Origin of the sequence: Cryobacterium sp. TMT1-2-1, from assembly GCF_004403955.1 — a bacterium.
Lineage (GTDB): Bacteria > Actinomycetota > Actinomycetes > Actinomycetales > Microbacteriaceae > Cryobacterium > Cryobacterium psychrotolerans.
The window spans coordinates 1-14,226 of the sequence record NZ_SOHC01000075.1; the positions used below are offsets into that span (position 1 = coordinate 1).

Sequence of the window (14,226 nt, forward strand, 5' to 3'; positions counted from 1 at the left end):
CGCGGCGCAACGCCCGGCCGGCGCGCCCGCGCCGCTCCCCGGCGCGCCCGCACCGCTCGACGACGCCGAGGTCGACCGGATCCGGGCCGGGTACGCGTTCGACGCCCCAGCGCTCGAGCTGGGCGCCCTGGTCAACGGTGATGCCCGCCCCGATGTGCCGATCCGGATCCCTCTGGCGATGACCAACCGGCACGGCCTCGTCGCCGGCGCCACCGGAACAGGCAAGACGAGGACCCTCCAGGTGCTGGCCGAGCAGCTCTCCGCCCACGGCGTGCCGGTCTTCGCGGCCGACATCAAGGGCGACCTGTCCGGCATCGCCAGCGCCGGCACCCCGAGCGCGAAGCTCCTCGCCCGCACCGCCGCCATCGGCCAGGACTGGGTCCCCGCGGCCTCGCCCACGGAGTACTTCTCCCTCGGCGGCATCGGCCGGGGCATCCCGATCCGCGCGACCGTGACCGGCTTCGGGCCGCTGCTGCTGAGCAAGGTCCTCGGCCTGAACGACGTGCAGGAGTCGAGCCTCGGCCTCGTCTTCCACTACGCCGACCAGGCCGGCCTGCCCCTGCTCGACCTGACCGACCTGCGGGCCGTGCTCAGCTACCTGGTCAGCGACGCGGGCAAGGGCGAGCTCACCGAGCTCGGCGGCCTGTCCGCGGCCACGGTCGGGGTGATCCTGCGGGAACTGATCACCTTCGCCAACCAGGGCGCCGACGTGTTCTTCGGCGAGCCCGAGATCGACACGATGGAGTTCCTGCGCACCGCCGCCGACGGCCGGGGGATCGTCAGTCTGCTCGAGGTGCCCGGCGTGGCCGACCGGCCCGCCCTGTTCTCGACCTTCCTGATGTGGCTGCTCGCCGACCTCTTCAACGACCTGCCCGAGGTCGGCGACCTCGAGAAGCCCAGGCTGGTGTTCTTCTTCGACGAGGCGCACCTGCTGTTCAACGACGCGTCGAAGGATTTCCTCGCCTCGATCACGCAGACGGTGCGCCTGATCCGGTCGAAGGGCGTGGGCATCTTCTTCGTCACCCAGACCCCCAAGGACGTGCCGGGCGACGTGCTCGCCCAGCTCGGCTCGCGCGTGCAGCATCAGCTGCGGGCGTTCACCCCGGATGACGCGAAGGCGTTGCGGGCGACCGTGTCGACGTTCCCGAACTCCGGCTACGACCTCGACGAGGTGCTCACCGGACTCGGCACCGGCGAGGCGATCGTGACCGTGATGAACGAGAAGGGCGCGCCGAGCCCGGTGGCGTGGACCCGGCTACGGGCCCCGCAGGGCCTGATGTCGCCGACGGCGCCGGAGCAGATCGACCGGTCGGTCCTGGCCTCGCCACTGCTCGCCCGGTACGGCACCGCGATCGACCGCGATTCGGCCCGGGAGATGCTGGCCAAGAAACTGGCCGCCGCAAACCAGGCCGCGGTCGACGCGCAGGAGCAGCTCGACCGGGCCAGGGCTGCGGCCGAGCAGGAGAAGGCCGAGCAGGCCGCGGCGACCGAGCAGGCCAGGGCGGAAAAGAAGGCACAGGCCGAATACGACCGCCTGATGCGCCAGACCCGGACGCAGTCGCGCACCCGTACCCGAGCCACGTCGAAGCCGCAGAAGACCGTGCTCGAGGAGGTGCTCGGCTCCCGGGCGACCAGGACGATCCTCACCGGGATTGTGACCGGCATCTTCGGCACCCGGCGGCGCCGCTAGACGTCCGGGTCAGGCGGTGCGGTCGACCAGGCGGCGCTCGAACCAGTAGAGCAGCTCCGGGCGTGCCCGGTTCAGCTCGCGGAGGGTCATCGGCTCCGTCACGCGCACGACCGGCGCGCCGAGCTGTTCGAGCACGGTGTCCATCGCGGCGTGGGAATAGTACTGCCCGCGCATCCGAACGAGGCGCCGTCCGTCGACGCCCACGACGAAGAGGTGCGCGTTCGTGTCCAGCGCGTCGCCCAGGTACAGGTCGAGCATCAGGATGCTGCCGACGCTGGCAGCCGGGAAGCTGTCGACGCGCCCGAAGAACCCGCGTTCGGTGATGCCCGAGTGGTCCACCCAAATGCCGGTGCGATGGTACGCAAGCACGCCGAGGCCGAACACCGCGGTCACGCCGGCCTGGGCCACCACAACGGGCAGCCAGGTGCCTTCGGGGATGGTCAGCCAGTAGAGCACGGCGAAGATAGGGGAGAAGAGGGCCAGCATGGCGATCGCCGAATGCCGGAGGAGACGCCCGCGGGGTCGGAGAGCGTGCTGGCGCACCCCTCTCACCCCAGTGAATCTCACCCTGGCTCCCCCCATCCGGCTTATGGAAGTATGACCCATCGACAGGCCGGCGCGTAGACACCGTTCGGGGGGGTTTCCCGCACCGGGCACCCCCAGTTCGGTCAGTAATCTACCGAAAGCGCGGCGAATCGCCGTTCGAACCAGTGCAGCAGCTCGGGCCGGCTCTGGCTGAGGTCGCGCAGGGTCAGGGGCTCCGGTCCCTGCATCACCGGCACGCCGAGCGCGTTCGCGACCGCATCCATGGCCTCGATTTCCCAGCAGGTTCCGTGCATCCGGGTCAGCAGGCGACCGTCAGGGTCGACGAGGAATAGCTGGGGGCGAACGTCGAGGGAGCCACTCCGGTACAGGTCGAGCCGGACCACGCCGCCGATGCCGTCGACCGGGTAGGTGCGTCGGCGGCCGAAGACGTCCCGGGTGGTCAGCCCGGCGTCATCAGCCCAGATGGCGGTCAGGTAGTACGAGATCACGGCGAGCCCAAAGAACAGGGTCAGGGCGGCCTGCGCCACGGCGACCGGCAGCCAGGACCCCGTCGGCACGGTGAGCCAGTACAACACGGCGAAGATCGGGGCCATCAGCAGGAGGATCGCGATGGTCCACTGCTGGAACGGGTAGGGGTGCGGGCGCACGGCGGCGGCACGGGTGCGTTCTCCCAGCTGAACCGTCATTGTTTCGCCCTGTTCTTCCGCCCCGCACCCAGTCTGGCGCACGGGGGCCGCGGCGCGTAGCCACAGAACGGGGGGGGGGGGGGGGCGCGGGNGGCACGCGGGCACGCGACAGGGCGGCTCCCCGGAGGAAACCGCCCTGTCGCCACCGGATCGGCCGGCGCGGATCTGTTAGTCGCCGAGCACGGCACCGAGGTCGAGGTCGCCCAGGGCGCCGTCGACGACGTCGGTGACACCGGCTCCGATGTCGCCCGACACTCCACCGAGGTCGGTGTCGTTCGCGGAGCCGACCGGAGCATCGACCGCAGCGTCGACCGGAGCATCAACGGGGGCCGTGACGGGAGCGGTCACGGGTGCGCTCACCGAGGTGTCATTCCCCGAGGCCACCGGCACATCGTTGCCGCTGGCGATGGCGTTGCCCGAAGCCACATCATTGATGTCGCTGGTCAGCGAGCGGTCCACGACGGGGCCGTTGAGCACGGGGCCGCTGAGCACGGAGCCGCCGAGCAGCGGGCCGGTCGAGGCACCGTTGCCGTTCGCGTTCCCGGAGAGGGCGCGGTACAGGGCGCCGTCGATCGATGAGGTCGCGCTGGTCGCGTTGGACCCCTGCGCGTCGTCGAGGGTCGAAGCCTGGGCCGGGGCGATCATGCCGCCGACGATGAGGGCGGTTGCCGCGGCACCGGTTGCTCCGAAAACGCTGATCTTCCTGGTGATGTTCTTCATGTTGAACTCCTATTCGTTAGTTCTGTCCCGGCCTCGGTTTCACCCGGGCCGCATAAGTGGTCCGGAGCCCGCCGCAATCCGGTTTGGTCGGATCTGCCCTTTTCGGGGGCAATGCTGGTGGGGATGCCGGTGGCCGGGCCGCCACGGAGGCTCGGATCGCGGTCGTGGCCTGCGATCGGGCGGCGACGGAACCCGGCGGAATCCGAGGCGAGAAAGGCGGCCTGCGCGGACGGATTCCCGGCGTAGAGTAGGCCAGTGCACCTACGGTCGAGCCCCCCGGGCGGAGTGAAGACGCGCCGGCGGCCTCACCCGGCACAGGTGGTCGCCGGCGGATTCGCCGGCACCATCCTGATCGGCACGGCCCTGCTCATGCTGCCGATCGCGAAGGCGGGCGCCGGCGGCGCGACGTTCCTTGAGGCCATCTTCACCGCGACCTCCGCCGTGTGCGTGACCGGGCTCACCGTCGTCGACACCGCGACCTACTGGACCCCGTTCGGGCAGGTCGTCATCCTGCTTTTGATCCAGGTCGGCGGGTTCGGGATCATGACCTTCGCCTCGGTGGTCGGCCTCACGATCGCGCGCAAGATGTCGCTCCGGTCGAGGATCAACGCCGCCTCAGAGATCAAGAGCGTCGGACTCGAGGATGTCAAGGGCCTCGTGCGGGGCGTCGTCGTGATGTCCCTCGCCATCGAGTTCGCGGTGGCGCTGATCCTCAGCCTGCGGTTCCTCACCGGTTACGGCGAACCGGTCGGGCGGGCGATCTGGCTCGGCGTGTTCCACTCCGTCTCGTCGTTCAATAACGCCGGATTCGCGCTGTTCAGCGACAACCTCATCTCGTTTGCGACGGATCCGTTCGTCTGCCTCCCGATCGCGTTCGCGGTCATCCTCGGCGGCATCGGTTTCCCGGTCATCGTGCAGCTGCGCAAGCACCTCCGCTCGCCGCTGCTCTGGAACATGAACACCCGGATCGTGCTCGCGGCGACGATCACCCTGCTGGTGGCCGGCACGGTCTACCTCACCGCGGTGGAGTGGTCCAACCCCGCAACGCTGGGCCCGCTGGTCTGGCAGGACAAGATCCTCGTCGGGTTCTTCCAGTCGGTGCAGGCGAGGACGGCGGGTTTCAACAGCGTCGACACGGGCGCGATGGACTCGGCCAGCCTGCTCGGCCTGGACGTGCTCATGCTGATCGGCGGTGGTCCGGCCGGAACCGCGGGCGGCATCAAGGTCACCACTTTCGCGGTGCTGTTCTTCATCCTGCTCGCGGAGGTTCGCGGCGAGGTTTCGGTGAACGTGTTCGGCAAGCGGCTCTCCCGGGCCGTGCACCGCCAGGCCATCGCGATCGTTCTGCTCGCCGTCGGCGTGGTCGTCATCTCCACCGCCGCCCTGATGCTCCTCACCGACATTTCACTGGACCGGCTGCTCTTCGAGTCGATCTCGGCCTTCGGCACCGTCGGCCTGTCGACCGGGATCACGGCGGGGCTGCCCGCGGCCGGCCAGGTCATCCTGATGCTGCTCATGTTCATTGGCCGGCTCGGGCCGGTCGCCCTGGCATCGGCGCTCGCCCTCCGGCAGCGCCGCAGCACGTACGAACTCCCGAAGGAGAGGCCCATCATTGGCTAAGTTTTCGCTTTTTGGTCACAGCCAGCCCGCCCGCATGGCCGAGGAAGACGCCGTGGTCGTGATCGGCCTCGGCCGGTTCGGCAGCTCGCTCGCCATCGAACTCATGGAGAGCGGAACCGAGGTGCTCGGCATCGACGCGGACGAGGACATCGTGCAGGCGCACAACGGCCTGCTCACCCACGTCGTGCGCGCCGACTCGACCAAGGAGGAAACCCTCCGCCAGCTGTCGGTGCCCGACTTCAGCAGCGTCGTCGTGGCCATCGGCGGCGACATCCAGGCCAACATCCTCACGGCCTCCCTGCTGCTCAAGATGGGGATCCCCAACATCTGGGCCAAGGCGGTGAGCGAGCCGCACGGCAAGATCCTCGAGCAGCTGGGCGTCGCCCACGTCGTGCGGCCGGAGAAGGAGATGGGCAAGCGGGTCGCGCACCTCGTTCGAGGGGTGATGCAGGATTACATCGAGATCGGCGAGAACTTCGCCCTCGTGAAGATGGCGACGCCGCCGGACCTCGTCGGCGTGCCGCTGGGCCAGGCCCGGGTGCGGGCGACGCACTTCGTCACCGTCACGGCCTACAACCGGCCGGGCTCGGGCTGGAGCTACACGACCGTCGACACGGTGCTCGAGGCGGGCGACACCATCCTCGTCGCCGGCGAGTCCAGGCGGGTCGAAGCGTTCAGCCTGCTGCGCTGATGTCCGCCGACGCCGTGCGGTTCGTCTCGGGCACGCTCCCCGGCACGCGCATCGTCGTGCGCCGCCGCATCGAGGGCGGGTTCACGGATGCGGTCGGCTACCTGCGCTCCGTCGACGACGCGAGCTGCGTGGTCGAGACCCGGCGCGGCCTCGTCACGATCCTGCTGGCCGACATCGCCCTGGCGAAGAATGTTCCGCCGCCGCCCCCGCGGCGGGCACCGCGCGCGGGAACCGAATAGTCCGCTCCGGCCCGCCGCCTTACCTCCCGAACGCCCGCTGGCGCATAATGGGCAGATGTGCCCCGCCCGCGCCCCGAGCTACCGCACGCTCGCGTCGCTGCGCAGGATCACCCTGCTCGATCTGCTGCAGCGGCAGGGGGCGATGACCGTCGAGCAGCTGGCCGAGGCCACCGGCCTGCACCCCAACACCGCGCGGGAGCACCTGCACCGCCTGATCGACGCCGGCTTCGTCACCTCCGAGACCGAACCGCGCGACGGCAAGGGGCGCCCGCGGATCGTCTACGCCGCGCCCCGTGGCGCGGACCACCGGGCCGGATCGATCCGGGAAGCGAAGGTCGCCGCGGCGCTGCGCCACGGAGAGCAGGTGCGGCGCATGCTGTCGGCCGAGCCGGCGCCGTGCCGGCCGTCGCCGTCGCTGAGCCGACAACTGGATGCGCTCGACGACCACCTGGATGACGTCGGGTTCGACGGCAGCGTGTCCGAGGACGGGCTGCACGTCCACCTGCACGGCTGCCCGTTCGCCGACCTGGTCACGGAGCATCCCGAGGTCTGCCGGGTGCACTTCGGGCTGCTGCGCGGCATCCTCGAGCAAGCGGACGGCCCCCTCTCGGCGGAGGAGCTGCATCCGTTCAGTAGCCCCAACACCTGCACGCTCGACCTGCACTGCTCCGACACCGGTCCGCAGCACTGACTTGCGGAGAAAGTACCTTCCCGCGCGAAATGAAGGTACTTTCTCCGCAACTCAGCCAGGGCTGAGCGACCCGAACGGGCGCTGAAATATTATTCACGGTGTTTTGTGCTTGTCTCCCTCCGCGCGAGCGAGGACACTGTCGAACGACAGGGTCGTCGCCGCGGCCGTTGCGACGCCACCGGATTTCGCTCGCCCGGCAGTTCGGAAGCACGGCAGTTCGGAAGCACAGCAGTCGGAAGTTCACCTCAGTTCCAGGGAGTGCGACGTGACAGATCGAAGCGGATCAATTTCCACCCGAACCGGGGCGAACCGAGCCGGCACAGACGGCCCCGCCACCGACGCGATCCTGAAGCTCGGGCGCTTCCTGCGCCGCGGTGAGACCTCGAGCGACCTGCGCTCGGTCTTCCACAAGGGCGGCCGCGACGCCGACTCGTTCTACCGCGACCGCTGGACCCACGACAAAGAGGTGCGCTCCACCCACGGCGTCAACTGCACCGGCTCCTGCTCCTGGAAGGTGTACGTCAAGGACGGCATCATCACCTGGGAGACCCAGCAGACCGACTACCCCACGGTCGGCCCCGACTCCCCGGAGTACGAGCCGCGCGGATGCCCCCGCGGTGCCGCGTTCAGCTGGTACACCTACTCGCCGACCCGGGTGAAGTACCCCTATGTGCGCGGCGTGCTGCTGGAGGCCTACCGCGCCGCGAAGGCGAAGACGGGCGACCCGGTGCTCGCCTGGGCCGAGGTCACCGGCAACCCGGAGACCGCCCGCGCCTACAAGAGCGCCCGCGGCAAGGGCGGTCTGGTGCGTGCGAACTGGGACGAGGCGGCGGAGATCGTCGCCGCCGCCCACGTGCACACGATCAAGACCTACGGGCCCGACCGGATCGCCGGGTTCTCGCCGATCCCGGCGATGTCGATCGTCTCGCAGGGGGTGGGCAACCGGTTTATCTCCATGCTCGGCGGCACGATGCTCTCGTTCTACGACTGGTACGCCGACCTGCCGGTCGCCTCGCCGCAGGTCTTCGGCGACCAGACCGACGTGCCGGAGTCGGCCGACTGGTGGAACTCCTCCTACCTGATCATGTGGGGCTCGAACGTGCCGGTCACCCGCACGCCCGACGCGCACTTCATGGTCGAGGCCCGCTACCGCGGCCAGAAGGTCATCGCCGTCTCGCCCGACTACGCCGACAACACCAAGTTCGCCGATGAGTGGCTGGCCGTGCACCCGGGAACGGACGGCGCCCTCGCGCTGGCCATGGGCCACGTCGTGCTCACCGAGTTTCTGGTCGACCGTCGCACGCCCCGCTTCGTCGACTACCTGAAGAAGTTCAGCGACTCGGCCTACCTGATCTCGCTGGTCAAGCGCGGCGACGCGTACGTTCCGGGCAAGTTCCTCACCGCCGACGCCCTGCCCGGGTCGCCGGCCGGGCTGGCCGCCGCCGCGTTCAAGCCCGTGCTGCTCGACCAGGACGGCACCGCGGTCGTGCCCAATGGGTCGATCGGCCACCGCTTCTCCGAGGCCGACGTCGGCAAGTGGAACCTCGATCTGGAGGGCGTCGACCCGCTGCTCTCGATCATGGATGCCCCGGACTATGACCGGGCCGCCGCCCTGATCGACCTGCCCCGGTTCGACCTCGCCCCGGAGACCGAGGGCGAGCAGCACGCCGGCGGCGCGGGCGTCATCCGTCGCGGCGTGCCGGTGCGCGAGGTGGCCGGCCAGCTGGTGACGACCGTCTTCGACCTGCTCCTGGCCCAGTACGCGGTCGGCCGCCCGGGTCTTCCCGGCGTCTGGCCGACCGGCTACGACGACGCGAGCTGCCCGGGCACCCCGGCCTGGCAGGAGGAGATCACCTCGGTGCCGATGCAGGCCGCCGAGCGGATCGGCCGCGAGTTCGCGCAGAACGCCGAGGATTCGGGCGGGCGCTCGATGATCCTGATGGGCGCCGGCACCAACCACTGGTTCCACTCCGACACCATCTACCGCGCCTTCCTCGCGCTGACCACCATGACCGGCTGCCAGGGCGTCAACGGCGGCGGCTGGGCGCACTACGTCGGCCAGGAGAAGGTGCGCCCGCTGACCGGCTGGGCGCAGTACGCCTTCGGGCTCGACTGGGTGCGCCCGCCCCGGCAGATGATCGGGACGGGCTATTTCTACCTCGCCACCGACCAGTGGCGCTACGACGGCCTCGCCGCCGACACGCTGGCCAGCCCGCTCGGCACCGGCGCCTTCGCCGGCCGCACGACCGCCGACTGCCTGGTCGATTCGGCCAAGCGGGGCTGGATGCCCAGCTACCCCACCTTCAACCGCAACTCGCTCGACCTCGTCGACGACGCCGCGGCGGCCGGGGTCGAGCCGGCGCAGTACGTGGTCGACTCGCTCACCGACGGCAGCCTGGCCTACGCCTGCGAAGACCCGGATGCCCCGGAGAACTTCCCGCGGGTGCTCGTGATCTGGCGGGCGAACGTGATCGGCTCCTCCGGCAAGGGCAACGAGTACTTCCTCAAGCACCTGCTTGGCACGACGAGCGCGATCCGCGGGGCCGAATCGCCGCCGGAGAAACGGCCGAACACCATGAAATGGCACGAGAGCGCCCCGGAGGGAAAGCTCGACCTGATGGTCACGAGCGACTTCCGGATGACCTCGACCACGCTGTTCAGCGACGTGGTGCTGCCGCCGGCCACCTGGTACGAGAAGAACGACCTCTCGACGACGGACATGCATCCGTTCATCCACTCCTTCAACCCGGCGATCTCCCCGCCGTGGCAGGCGAAGACCGACTTCGACATCTTCCACATCCTGGCGAAGAAGATCTCGGAGATGTCGGTGGGCCACCTCGGCGTGCGGAAGGACCTCGTGGCCACCCCGCTGCTGCACGACACCCCCGACGCGATGGCCACCCCGCACGGGATCGTGCGGCACGACCAGCCGCTCGTGCCCGGCGTGACGATGCCGAAGCTCGTCGTGGTCGAACGCGACTACCCGGCCTTCGCCGAGATGCTCGGCGCGCTCGGCCCGCTGACCGAGAAACTCGGCATGGTCACCAAGGGCGTGAAGTTCACCCCCGACGTCGAGGTCGCCTACCTCGGCACGAAGAACGGCCTGGTCGAGTCGGGCACGGCCGTCGGCCGGCCGAAACTGACCACCGCCATCCACGCCTGCGAGATGGTGCTCGCCCTCTCCGGCACGACCAACGGCCGGCTCGGCACGCAGGGCTTCCGGCAGCTGGAGAAACGCACCGGCATGAAGCTCGCGCACCTCGCCAGCGACAACGAGGGCCGGCGCTTCTCCTACCCGGATGTTCAGGGCGCGCCGGTGCCGGTGCTCACCTCCCCGGAGTGGTCGGGCAGTGAGCACGGCGGGCGCCGCTACAGCGCCTTCACGATCAACGTGGAGCACCTCAAGCCCTGGCACACCCTCACCGGGCGGCAACACTTCTACCTCGACCACGACTGGATGATCGAACTCGGCGAACAGCTGCCGATCTTCCGGCCGCCGCTGGACATGCACCGCCTGTTCAACGACTCGATCGTCGGGTCCACGGCTCCCACCGGCGCGACCGGGTCGGCCGGCCGCGCGGAGGTGGCCGTGCGCTACCTCACCCCGCACTCGAAGTGGTCGATCCACTCCGAGTACCAGGACAACCTGATGATGCTCTCGCTCTCCCGCGGCGGACCGACCATCTGGATGTCGCCGCTCGACGCCGACAAGATCGGCGTGCGCGACAACGAGTGGATCGAGTCGTACAACCGCAACGGCGTCGTCGTGGCCCGGGCGATCGTCTCGCACCGGATGCCGGAGGGCACGGTGTACATGTACCACGCGAAGGATCGCACGATCAACGTGCCGATCGCCGAGACGAGCGGACAGCGGGGCGGCACGAACAACTCGCTCACCCGCATCCTGCTGAAGCCCAGCCACCTGATCGGCGGCTACGCCCAGCTGTCGTTCGCCTTCAACTACCTCGGTCCGACCGGGAACCAACGAGACGAGGTCACCGTGATCCGTCGTCGCAGCCAGGAAGTGGTCTACTAATGCGCGTCATGGCCCAGATGTCGATGATCATGAATCTCGACAAGTGCATCGGCTGTCACACCTGTTCGGTCACCTGCAAGCAGGTGTGGACCAACCGCACCGGCGTCGAATACGTGTGGTTCAACAACGTGGAGACCCGGCCGGGCGTGGGCTATCCGCGCCGGTACGAGGACCAGGAGAAGTGGAAGGGCGGCTGGGCCAGGAACAAGCGCGGACGGCTGAGCCTGCGCGGCGGCGGCCGGCTGAAGAAACTGATGAACATCTTCAACAACCCCGACCTGCCCGGCATCGACGACTACTACGAGCCGTGGACCTACGACTACGACATGCTCACGAAGGCCCCGCTGAGCACGCAGAGCCCCGTCGCCCGGCCGAAGTCGCTGCTCACCGGCAAGAACATGGACATTAAATGGTCGGGCAACTGGGACGACAACCTCGGCGGCTCGCAGGAGACCGCCGCCGAAGACCCGATCCTGGCGACCATGAGCGAGCACGTGAAGATGGAGTTCGAAGAGACCTTCATGTTTTACCTGCCGCGCATCTGCGAGCACTGCCTGAACCCCTCCTGCGTCGCCGCCTGCCCCTCCGGCGCGATGTACAAGCGCGAGGAAGACGGCATCGTGCTCGTCGACGAAGACGGATGCCGCGGCTGGCGCATGTGCGTGTCCGCCTGCCCGTACAAGAAGGTCTACTTCAACCACAAGACCGGCAAGGCCGAGAAGTGCACGCTCTGCTACCCGCTGATCGAGCAGGGCAAGCCGACGATCTGCTCGGAGACCTGCGTGGGCCGGCTGCGTTACCTCGGCCTGATGCTCTACGACGCCGACGCGGTGCTCGCGGCGGCGTCGATCGAGAACGACCACGACCTGCTCGATGCGCAGCGCGGCGTGTTCCTCGACCCGCACGACCCGGCGGTCATCGCCGCGGCCACGGCAAACGGGATCGCCGACGACTGGATCCTCGCCGCGCAGAACAGCCCGATCTACACCATGATCTCCGAATACAAGATCGCGCTGCCGCTGCATCCGGAGTACCGCACGATGCCGATGGTCTGGTACATCCCGCCGCTGTCGCCGGTGGTCGACGTGATCAAGAGCACCGGCAGCGACGGCGAGGACGCGCGCACCCTGTTCGCGGCGATCGACAAGCTGCGCATCCCGGTGGAGTACCTGGCCGGGCTGTTCACCGCCGGCGACGTGGTTCCGGTCGAGGCGTCGCTGCGGAAGCTCGCCGCGATGCGCTCGTACATGCGCGACATCAACCTCGGCGGGGAGCCGGACGAGGCGATCGCGGCATCCGTGGGCATGACCGGCACCGAGATGCAGGCGATGTACCGGCTGCTGGCGATCGCCAAGTACGAGGACCGGTACGTGATCCCGGCGGCGCACCTGGAGACGGCGCGGGAGCTCGAGGAGCTGGCCTGCTCGCTCGACACCGACGGCGGGCCGGGGATGGGCGGGCCGGGCGCGGATGCGTCGCATGCGCGGGGCCCGTACGCGAAGACCCCGGGGATGCCGCTGAACTCGACCGTGGACAACTACAACGAGATGCGCGGAGAGACCGGAGAGAAGACCAAACCGACCACGCCCGGGCGGCTGAACCTGCTCAACTGGACCGGCGGCACCGTGCCGCCGGGCATGTTCCCGCCGAAGGATTCGGGGGCCCCGGCGTGAAGCTCCTCCCGGTGCGGAAGGTCGCGGCGCTCCCGCTGTCGAAGACGGATGCCGCCGTCGCGCACATGGCGGCGTCGATCCTGCTCGACTATCCGAGCGAGGAGCGCCGGGCGCGCTTTCCGGTTGTGGCCGAGTCGGTGACGCGGCTGCCGCATCCGCTGCGCACCGCGTTCGAAACGTTCCTGGCGGCCGCGGATGCGATGGGCCGGCAGGAGCTGGAGGTGCACTTCATCCAGACCTTCGACACCAAGCGCAAGTGCTGCCCGTACCTGAGCTACTACGCCGCCGGCGACACGAGAAGGCGCGGCATGGCGCTCGTGCGCTTCGTCGAGGCGTACCGCGCGGCCGGCTGGGAGCCCGCTGCCGACGAGCTGCCCGACTACCTGCCGATGGTGCTCGAGTTCTCGGCGCTCTCGGACTCGCCGATCGCGCGGGAGCTGCTGTCCGCCCACCGCGACGGCATCGAGGTGCTGCGCACCGCGCTGGAAACGATCTCCAGCCCGTACGCGCATGTGCTGGAGGCCGTGTCGCTGTCGCTGCCGAAGATCGACGAGGAGACGCGGAAGCGCTACCTGGCCCTGGTCAACGAGGGGCCGCCCACCGAGACGGTCGGCCTGACCTTCCTCGGCAACCTGGCGCCGTTCGGGGCGACCGCATCAAGCGAGGGAGCACGGCGATGAACACCTGGGACATCCTGCTCTGGGTCGCGTTCCCGTACGTGGCGATGGCGGTCTTCGTGGTCGGGCACATCCTGCGCTACCGCTTCGACCAGTTCGGCTGGACCTCGCGGTCGAGCCAGACCTACGAGAATCGGCTGCTGCGCTGGGGCTCGCCGATGTTCCACTACGGCATCCTGATGGTCTTCGGCGGGCACGTCGTGGGCCTGCTCGTGCCGAAGGCGTGGCTGGAGTTCTTCGGGGTCACCGAGCACTGGTACCACCTCGGGGCCACCTGGCTGGGCACGGTGGCTGCGGTTCTCACGATCGCCGGCATCGTGCTGCTGCTGATCCGCCGCCGGCTGACCCCCCGGGTGATGCTGGCGACGACGGTGATGGACAAGACGATGTACCTGTTGCTCGCGCTGGTGATCGGCTTCGGCACGCTGGCGACCGTGATGTACCAGATCTTCGGCGCGGGCTACGACTACCGCGGCACGATCTCGCCGTGGATCCGGGGGCTGCTCATCCTGCAGCCGGACCCGTCGCTGATGGCCAACGTGCCGTTCTTCTTCCAGCTGCACGTGCTCTCGGCGACCGCCCTGTTCCTGCTCTGGCCGTTCACCCGGCTGGTGCACGTGTTCTCGGCGCCGCTCGGCTACATCGTGCGCCCGTATATCGTCTACCGATCCCGCGACGCGCACACTGTCGGCTCGGGCTCCCGGGGCCCTCGCCGCGGCTGGGAAAAGAGCGAGCGCCCCGCCGCCCCCACCCGCACCCGCCAGCGCACCCCCCGCTAGCCGCCCCCGCCTCCGTCTCCGTCTCCGTCCCCGCCTCCGTCTCCGTCTCCGTCCCCGCCTCCGTCTCCGTCCCCGCCCCCGTCTCCGTCTCCGTCTCCGTCTCCGCCTCCGCCCCCGCCAGCGCACCCCCCGCTAGCCGCCCCCGCCTCCGTCTCCGTCTCCGTCCCCGCCTCCGTCT

The 14,226-nt window shown here is 69.3% G+C and carries 12 protein-coding genes; 9 read left to right on the top strand and 3 right to left on the bottom strand.

Features of this window, described 5'->3' with window-relative positions; translation table 11 throughout:
* On the top strand, positions 1 to 1,690 hold a 1,690-nt coding region (locus tag E3T33_RS13610; RefSeq protein WP_134575530.1), incomplete at its 5' end, for a helicase HerA-like domain-containing protein.
* Positions 1,691 to 1,699: 9 nt separating this feature from the next.
* Here E3T33_RS13610 and E3T33_RS13615 read toward each other — a convergent pair.
* The 3 genes from E3T33_RS13615 to E3T33_RS13625 all read right to left on the bottom strand — a co-directional run bounded on the left by E3T33_RS13615 (position 1,700) and on the right by E3T33_RS13625 (position 3,642).
* The gene (locus E3T33_RS13615; RefSeq protein ID WP_092324329.1) at positions 1,700 to 2,176 is read right to left on the bottom strand and encodes a hypothetical protein; all 477 of its coding nucleotides are present in this window, start codon (positions 2,174 to 2,176) and stop codon (positions 1,700 to 1,702) included.
* A gap of 182 nt (positions 2,177 to 2,358) precedes the next feature.
* Positions 2,359 to 2,922 carry a hypothetical protein gene (locus E3T33_RS13620; protein ID WP_092324327.1) on the bottom strand — a complete coding sequence of 188 codons (564 nt, stop codon included), beginning with the start codon at positions 2,920 to 2,922 and terminating at the stop codon, positions 2,359 to 2,361.
* A gap of 168 nt (positions 2,923 to 3,090) precedes the next feature.
* On the bottom strand, positions 3,091 to 3,642 hold the full coding sequence (locus tag E3T33_RS13625; protein WP_134575532.1) for a hypothetical protein: 552 nt from the start codon (positions 3,640 to 3,642) through the stop codon (positions 3,091 to 3,093).
* A 255-nt stretch (positions 3,643 to 3,897) separates the two neighbouring features.
* On the opposite strand from E3T33_RS13625, the gene E3T33_RS13630 reads away from it, so the two are divergent.
* From E3T33_RS13630 to narI, 8 genes are all read left to right on the top strand, one after another.
* Positions 3,898 to 5,262, top strand: a complete 1,365-nt coding sequence (locus tag E3T33_RS13630; RefSeq protein ID WP_241982954.1) for a potassium transporter TrkG — start codon at positions 3,898 to 3,900, stop codon at positions 5,260 to 5,262.
* On the top strand, positions 5,255 to 5,953 hold the full coding sequence (locus E3T33_RS13635; RefSeq protein WP_241982955.1) for a TrkA family potassium uptake protein: 699 nt from the start codon (positions 5,255 to 5,257) through the stop codon (positions 5,951 to 5,953). Before E3T33_RS13630 ends, E3T33_RS13635 begins: the two co-directional genes overlap by 8 nt.
* Positions 5,953 to 6,192: a ferrous iron transport protein A gene (locus E3T33_RS13640; RefSeq protein ID WP_092324323.1), complete on the top strand. Its 240-nt coding sequence runs from the start codon at positions 5,953 to 5,955 to the stop codon at positions 6,190 to 6,192. Before E3T33_RS13635 ends, E3T33_RS13640 begins: the two co-directional genes overlap by 1 nt.
* A gap of 55 nt (positions 6,193 to 6,247) precedes the next feature.
* Positions 6,248 to 6,883, top strand: a complete 636-nt coding sequence (locus tag E3T33_RS13645) for a helix-turn-helix domain-containing protein (RefSeq protein WP_166784499.1) — start codon at positions 6,248 to 6,250, stop codon at positions 6,881 to 6,883.
* A 265-nt stretch (positions 6,884 to 7,148) separates the two neighbouring features.
* Complete coding sequence (locus tag E3T33_RS13650) at positions 7,149 to 10,919, top strand: nitrate reductase subunit alpha (RefSeq protein WP_241982956.1); 3,771 nt, start codon at positions 7,149 to 7,151, stop codon at positions 10,917 to 10,919.
* Positions 10,919 to 12,592, top strand: a complete 1,674-nt coding sequence (gene narH / locus E3T33_RS13655) for a nitrate reductase subunit beta (RefSeq protein WP_092324320.1) — start codon at positions 10,919 to 10,921, stop codon at positions 12,590 to 12,592. Before E3T33_RS13650 ends, narH begins: the two co-directional genes overlap by 1 nt.
* A complete protein-coding gene (gene narJ, locus E3T33_RS13660) occupies positions 12,589 to 13,272 on the top strand; it encodes a nitrate reductase molybdenum cofactor assembly chaperone (RefSeq protein ID WP_241982957.1) in 684 nt (227 codons plus the stop codon). Before narH ends, narJ begins: the two co-directional genes overlap by 4 nt.
* Positions 13,269 to 14,048 (top strand): respiratory nitrate reductase subunit gamma, encoded by a 780-nt coding sequence (gene narI, locus E3T33_RS13665; RefSeq protein WP_092324318.1) that lies wholly within the window; start codon positions 13,269 to 13,271, stop codon positions 14,046 to 14,048. Before narJ ends, narI begins: the two co-directional genes overlap by 4 nt.
* The last annotated feature ends 178 nt before the right edge of the window (positions 14,049 to 14,226 follow it).

What these genes read in the sequence shown, in the direction of transcription:
- E3T33_RS13640 (WP_092324323.1), top strand. Translation starts at nt 5,953, where the DNA reads ATGTCCGCCGACGCCGTGCGGTTCGTCTCGGGCACGCTCCCCGGCACG.
- E3T33_RS13615 (WP_092324329.1), bottom strand. Translation starts at nt 2,176, where the DNA reads ATGCTGGCCCTCTTCTCCCCTATCTTCGCCGTGCTCTACTGGCTGACC.
- E3T33_RS13620 (WP_092324327.1), bottom strand. Translation starts at nt 2,922, where the DNA reads ATGACGGTTCAGCTGGGAGAACGCACCCGTGCCGCCGCCGTGCGCCCG.
- narI (WP_092324318.1), top strand. Translation starts at nt 13,269, where the DNA reads ATGAACACCTGGGACATCCTGCTCTGGGTCGCGTTCCCGTACGTGGCG.
- E3T33_RS13625 (WP_134575532.1), bottom strand. Translation starts at nt 3,642, where the DNA reads ATGAAGAACATCACCAGGAAGATCAGCGTTTTCGGAGCAACCGGTGCC.
- E3T33_RS13645 (WP_166784499.1), top strand. Translation starts at nt 6,248, where the DNA reads ATGTGCCCCGCCCGCGCCCCGAGCTACCGCACGCTCGCGTCGCTGCGC.
- narH (WP_092324320.1), top strand. Translation starts at nt 10,919, where the DNA reads ATGCGCGTCATGGCCCAGATGTCGATGATCATGAATCTCGACAAGTGC.